This is a genomic window from Meiothermus sp., assembly GCF_025056915.1.
In the GTDB taxonomy this organism is placed as follows: domain Bacteria; phylum Deinococcota; class Deinococci; order Deinococcales; family Thermaceae; genus Meiothermus.
Map to the genome: position 1 here is coordinate 1 of NZ_JANWVH010000124.1, position 5,190 is coordinate 5,190.

Consider the following 5,190-nt stretch of genomic DNA (forward strand, 5'->3'; position numbering starts at 1 on the left):
CTGCGTTGCGTCTGGGCCGAGACGCATGTTTTCGAGTTTCCAGGCGGCCACTGTTCTGTTCAGAACCAGGCTTTCTCCAACTCGAAAGGCTCACAATATGTGAAGAGCGCTCTAGAGTGAGTTACTGGTGAACCACAGTACATTGAAAGCAACGTTGAAAAGGCAGCTATAAAAACGGCTTCGTAAGATTTTGGCCTGGACACCTCCCTAAACCAGCGTGCCGCGCAAAGGCGTGGGTCTGGTAACCCACCGGGGCGGGGCGAAGCCGGGTTGCCCTGCGGGGTTCATGAGTTGGGTTAGGGCTTTCTGAGCCGTTTGGGCGCTGGCTCTTAAGCTGTGGTTAATCCAGAAAAGTAACGCTCGAAAGTCACTGTACTTTGGGAACAAGGGGTTTTAGCCCGACTCGAGCAGACCTACGGGAGGAAGACCGATGCAACAAATCAGGTTGTTTTTGCTGCTGGGCGGCCTGGGGCTGCTGCTTTGGGCCTGTGGTGGTGGGGAATACGCCGATAACCCCACCCCCGACAGCTCGAGTGGCCCGTTTCTGGCCGAGCCGCTCACCAAACACCCCACCAACCAGCCCCTTACGCTGCTGTCGCGCTACGTGGTGGTGAGCGAGGAACAGGGTAAGTTGCGGGCCAGCTACGGGGGCCTGCGCTACTGGCCGCGGCAGGCCGACAAAAACCGCAACCCCAACAACCCCAACCAGCCCTCCGGGCCGCGCTTTACGCAGTACGCTGGCTGGGACATTCTGGATGCGCCCGGTTCTAGCTCCACCCGTGCGGACTGGCTGCGCCTGTACCTGACCCGCGAGGCCACGGTGGTGGTGGCCTGGGAGAACTCGGCCCTGTGGCTTTCGGGCTGGCGCCGGGGCGAGACCACCGCTGCCGACGGCAAGAAGTTCAACACCTTTACCCGCACCTTCCGGGCCGGGGAGGTGACCCTGGGTTCTCCCGAAGGCAAAGGCGAGTACTGGGTGCTGCTGGCCGAGGGCAACGGACAGCCCTCCGCCGAGCCGGCCCTGCCCGGCGGCATCAGCGAACGGCCCGTGCCCAACACCACCTGCCCCACCTGGCTGGATAACCTCTGGGTGGCGAAGGGCCCCGACGGTCGCAACTACCCAAGCTGGCACCCCCAGATTGACCCCGTTTACTGGTGCTACTACCGCCACGACCACAACTCCGACCCCGGCCTGGTGGGGTATCAGGCCCCCTTCCTCTACACCGCCCAGTACACCAACAACCAACCCGAGCGGGCCGAGGGGTTCAAGGGGTTTGCCATCCGCGATGGCGATATTGGCTGGTACATCAACATCCACTCCGAGACCAGCACCGACCAGCGGGTCTGCGCCCGCTTCCACACCGTGGTGGTGGTGGCCACCCGCTGGCGCACCGGCGAGAAGCTGGCCGAGCTTAACTACAAGGGCGACTTTGGGGCCTCGAGGCAGAACCAGGGCGACAACCCCTTCTTCACCAACACCTGCACCGACCCCCGCACCGGCCAGCCGGTGAACCAGGAGCAGATTGGCCAGCAGCTACAAAACACCACCCGCGCCTCCAAGCGCATCCGCACTGCGGCGAACAACTCGGGCTACGAGCAGTGGGACGGCGGGCTGGTCAGGGCGCTGGGCATGGAGTTCAGCGGCCCTGGCCTGGGCATCGACATCCAGAACCCCGCCACGGCCTGCAATAGCCTCAACTGCACCGAGCTGGTGGCCAACAACTCCTCCAGCACCCGCCGCACCCTTCAGATCATGAACCTGCGCCTGCGCTACAAGCCCGAACTCGACCCCGACGGCGACGGCTACTTTGAGACCAACCTCTATGGCGATGGCCCTTATATCGCGGGTGACCGCAGCTCGGGCACCGGCCCCCTGAAGCAGTACATCAAACCCGGCACCGACCTGCGCTTAGACGGCTTTTTTACCACCGAGGACGCCTGGCGCGGGCTTTACGTGCGCAGCGGCCACACCCAGGACGTGGAGCTTGAAGGGGCTTTGGGCACAGTGAACTGAAAGAGGGCCTGATCCCGGTAGGATCATCCCATCCTGCCGGGTTTTTTTGTGCTCGGGCCGGGTTTCGTCGTGGTTGTGCCCTTGTGCTCTGTTCAGGACAAGCCTTTCCCGAGGTCGAATGGCTCATCGTGTGTGAAGAGCGCTCTACACAGCCTCGGCTCGCTTGCGCTGGCTGGGGTCGAGCACCCGCTTGCGCAGGCGCAGGCTCTGGGGGGTGATTTCCAGAAGTTCGTCGGGGGCCAGAAACTCCAGGGCCTCCTCGAGCGTAAACTTGCGCGGGGGAATGAGCCGGATGTTCTCGTCGGAGCCGGCGGCGCGGATGTTGGTGAGCTTTTTGTTGATGTTGACGTTCACGTTCAGGTCGTTTTCGCGCACGTGCTCGCCCACAATCATGCCCACGTACACCTCGGTGCCAGGCTCGATGAAAAACTGGATGCGCTCCTGCAAGCGGAAGAGGCTGTAGGCATAGGCCACCCCGGCCTCCATGGCCACCGCCGAGCCGGTGGTGCGGGTTTCCAGGCTGCCCACGTGCGGGCCGTAGGCGTGGAAGTTGTGGCTCATTACGCCCTCGCCCGCGGTGAGGGTCAGGAAGAGGGTGCGGAAGCCGAACAAAGCCCGGGCCGGTACGGTGAACTCGGCGCGGATGCGCCCGCCAGGGGTACCGGCTCCGCCGGGGTGCGTGCGCACCTGACCTGGCTCCTGCTCCATGTGCACCATCTGGGCCTTGCGGCTGCCCAGGGCCTCCATTACAGGGCCAAAGCGGGCCTCTGGCACATCCACCACCAGGTACTCGTAGGGCTCCTGAATCTGCCCCTCCACTTCCTTGAGCAACACGCTGGGCTGGCCCACCGAAAGCTCGAAGCCCTCGCGGCGCATGGTTTCTAAGAGCACCGAGAGGTGCAACTCGCCGCGCCCGTGCAGCTCGAAGGTGTCCGGGGTGACCTCGATTACCCGCAGGGCCACGTTGGTCTCGAGTTCCTTCAAAAGCCGCTCCCGAATCTGGCGGCTGGTGACGAACTTGCCCTCCCGCCCGGCAAAAGGCGAGGTGTTGGGGGTCACGGTGATGCTCACCGTGGGCTCGTCTACGGCCAGCCGGGGCAGGGCCTCGGGGGCCTCCCTGGCTGCGATGGTGTCGCCAATTTCCACCCCCTCCATACCGGCAATGGCCACGATGTCGCCGGGGGTGGCTTCTTCGACCTCGAGGCGCTCCAAACCCCGGTGGGTGAAGACCGCCCCCACCTTCAGCTCGCGCGCGCCGCGCTCGCCTAAAATGGTCACCCACTGGTGCTTGCGCACCCTTCCCCGGTGCACCTTGCCCAGGGCAATCTTGCCCAGGAAGTTGGAGTAGTCGAGGTTGGCCACCCGAAGCTGGAAGGGGCCTTCGGCCACCTGGGGGGCCGGGATGTGCTTCAGGATGGTCTCGAAGAGGTCGCTCAGGTCGGGCTTGGGAGTCTCGCCCAGCCAGGCCGTCCCCTCCCGCCCCACCGCGTAGAGGTAGGGGAAGTCGAGCTGTTCGTCGGTGGCGCCCAGCTCGGCCATCAGGTCGAAGGTTTCGTTCAGCACCGCATCGGGCCGGGCGTCCTTTTTGTCCACCTTGTTGATCACCACAATGGGCTTGAGACCGGCCTCGAGGGCCTTCTTCAGCACAAAGCGGGTCTGGGGCATGGGCCCTTCGGCGGCATCCACCAAGAGGAGCACCCCGTCCACCATGCTGAGAGCCCGCTCCACCTCGCCGCCAAAGTCGGCGTGGCCGGGGGTGTCCACGATGTTGATCTTCACGCCCCCCCATTCCACCGCGGTGTTCTTGGCCAGAATGGTAATGCCGCGCTCGCGCTCGAGGTCGTTGGAATCCATAATGCGCTCGCCGCCCTCGTCGTGGCGCGAGAGGGCCTTGGCCTGCTTGAGCATCGCATCCACCAGGGTGGTCTTGCCGTGGTCTACGTGCGCAATAATGGCGATGTTTCTGAGTTCCATGGATTCTCCAGGGGGATTGCCGTCTGATGTGCCGACAGCAGGCAACCCTGTCAGTGTAGCGGAAAAACGGGGCTTTGTATATGGCAGCGCTCCCTTACGCTAGAATTGCCCTATGGCTGCCCGCGCCCCGCGCCCTCTGCGCCTGTCCAAGGAGGAGTGGCTCGAGCTCGAAAAACAGACCGACCAGCGGTATGAGTACCTGGATGGTTTTGTTTACGCCATGGCCGGTGAGAGCAAGCGGCACAACGAAATCGTGCTGAACATAGCCGATGCCCTCAGGCCGATTGCCAAAACGCGGGGCTGCGCCTTTCAGGTGCAAACCGTTCGCACCTGGGTCGCTCAGCTCAACCGCTACTACTACCCCGACGTGGTGGTCAGTTGCGCCGAGGAGCCCAACGACCACGAGATTCATCAGCCCTGCTTCATCGCAGAAGTTTTGTCTAGCAGCACCCTTGAGCGCGACCGGCGCGAGAAGCTCGATGCCTACTTCAAAATCCCCACCCTGAAAACCTATCTGCTGGTCTCGCAGGAAGAGCGCCGGGTAGAAATCTACCAGAAGACCCCTTGGAACCTCTGGTGGAGCGAGCTGGTCAACGAAGGAAGCCTGGAGGTTCCCTGTCTTGAGGCCCGTCTCAGCCTGTCCCAGGTTTATGCTGGGCTGGCCGTGCCCGAGGCCCAGCCTTTAGACCCCTAGCAGCAGGTCGGCGGCCCGCTCGGCCAGCATCAGGGTCGGGATGTTGGTATTGCCGCGCACCACCCCCGGCATTACCGAGGCATCCACCACATAGAGGTTTTCACACCCATAGACCTTCAGATGTTCGTCCACCACCTGCCCCATGCTGCAGGTGCCGGCAGGGTGGTAGAGGGTCTGGGCATGCTGGCGGATGTAGGCGGCTATCTCAGCCGGGCTTCGCACCTCGGCCTGGCGGGGGTGGGGCGGGCCCCGGAAGGGGTCGAAGGCTTTCTGGGCCGCAATCTCGCGGGCCAGGGTCATTCCGGCCTGCAAGACCTCGAGGTCGGCAGGCTCGCGCAGGTAGCAGGGCTGGATCAGCGGGGCGTCTTCGGGGTCGGCGCTCCTGAGCGCTATGAACCCCCGGCTCTGGGGCGCGATGAGGGTGGGGCCGATGGTGAAAAAATAGCCCTCCTCGCGGTCGAAGCCGTGGTTGCTGAAGAAGGCCGGGCCAAAGTGGAACTGCTAGTCG

The 5,190-nt window shown here is 63.7% G+C and carries 4 protein-coding genes; 2 read left to right on the forward strand and 2 right to left on the reverse strand.

The genetic code is table 11. The features are described from left to right. Nucleotides 1–430 precede the first annotated feature (430 nt). Entirely contained in the window at nucleotides 431–2,014 is a 1,584-nt protein-coding gene (locus NZN28_RS13750) for a hypothetical protein (protein WP_295399094.1), read from the forward strand. 144 nt (nucleotides 2,015–2,158) lie between these two features. Here the strand turns inward: NZN28_RS13750 and typA are convergent, their stop codons facing one another. Further along, nucleotides 2,159–3,988 (reverse strand): translational GTPase TypA, encoded by a 1,830-nt coding sequence (typA, locus tag NZN28_RS13755; protein WP_295399096.1) that lies wholly within the window; start codon nucleotides 3,986–3,988, stop codon nucleotides 2,159–2,161. Between the two features lie 112 nt (nucleotides 3,989–4,100). Here typA and NZN28_RS13760 point away from each other — a divergent pair, with 112 nt between their 5' ends. Continuing rightward, nucleotides 4,101–4,682 (forward strand): Uma2 family endonuclease, encoded by a 582-nt coding sequence (locus NZN28_RS13760; RefSeq protein WP_295399098.1) that lies wholly within the window; start codon nucleotides 4,101–4,103, stop codon nucleotides 4,680–4,682. Here the strand turns inward: NZN28_RS13760 and NZN28_RS13765 are convergent. Further along, the gene (locus NZN28_RS13765) at nucleotides 4,671–5,114 is read right to left on the reverse strand and encodes a GMC oxidoreductase (protein WP_367275843.1); all 444 of its coding nucleotides are present in this window, start codon (nucleotides 5,112–5,114) and stop codon (nucleotides 4,671–4,673) included. The genes NZN28_RS13760 and NZN28_RS13765 overlap by 12 nt on opposite strands. Nucleotides 5,115–5,190: the final 76 nt, after the last annotated feature.